General features: G+C 36.6%; 1 protein-coding gene and 1 pseudogene. Both read left to right on the forward strand.

Annotation, left to right across the window (positions count from 1 at the left end):
* Nucleotides 1-280 precede the first annotated feature (280 nt).
* A complete protein-coding gene (locus AB4263_RS24255; protein WP_372099042.1) occupies nucleotides 281-493 on the forward strand; it encodes a hypothetical protein in 213 nt (70 codons plus the stop codon).
* 368 nt (nucleotides 494-861) lie between these two features.
* Nucleotides 862-926: pseudogene (locus tag AB4263_RS24260) on the forward strand (IS66 family insertion sequence element accessory protein TnpB); the annotation flags it as partial.

Raw genomic sequence — 926 nt, forward strand, 5'->3', positions numbered from 1 at the left:
CCCCGTGGGTTCATGGGGCGTTTACAGTTGTTTTGTGACGAGGTTTAGGCATAGGGCTACGAGAGGTAGTGGATGTGGCTGTTCAGATCGTAGGTTCTCAATTTAGTTCCATCGATTTAAGCAACAAAATCACGCATTGTAGGTTCTGTAAGTGATTGAAAAATTAAAATATTAATTAGATTTTTTGTGTGTAAAGTATAACGGATAAATTTAGTCGCTAGACTGTTGTTGTGCAATGTTCTACTGTTTAAGGGTTGAATTATAACTCAAGGAAGACGTTATGCAATTTGCAACATCAAAAGCGACCTATATCATCTTTTTAATATCATTTTCCCCAGTGTTGAATAGTGCTTCAATTTCGCTCAATTGGTTAGGTAAAATCCCAGAGTTCAATATGCCCGAAAATCTGACTATAGATAAGGATGATCTTAAATGGGAAATCGATGGCTTGAAGCTTATCTACCCCCCTCAAGGAAAATTTGGAAAGCACTAGAGAACTAAAAATCAACCAAACGAATGATATAGTCACTATCTCCTATCATTTATAAAGAGAAAAAACTTACCAAGCTTAAGATAGATGAAAGATCATTACTTTCTTAGAATTTATTTATTAAAGCACGCCATGTGAGAGTGTGGTGCGCTTACATAACAAAGGGTCCATCTTCCGTAAATATATACTTAATAAATATATACTTAATAATGAGCAGTCAGAACAATGTTCTGGGAAGGGGAGTAATGCCTAATAGTTTGATATTTAGTCATTAAAATATGAGCGCGACTTGTAAGCGTGTCACGAACCCCGCATTCTAATTAACCAGCACGAAGAATAAGATCATCTCTCCAACCCAAAGGAGAGTTGAAATGGCAAAACGACGTACCAACCTAGAATGGCAAACACTGTTTGAACAATATGAAAGCAGCAGTGT

The sequence above is a fragment of the Vibrio sp. 10N.261.55.C5 genome, from assembly GCF_041470505.1.
GTDB lineage: Bacteria > Pseudomonadota > Gammaproteobacteria > Enterobacterales > Vibrionaceae > Vibrio > Vibrio crassostreae_C.

Bases quoted from the DNA above. Each gene is read 5' to 3' on its own strand.
- AB4263_RS24255 (WP_372099042.1), top strand. From the start codon at position 281: ATGCAATTTGCAACATCAAAAGCGACCTATATCATCTTTTTAATATCA.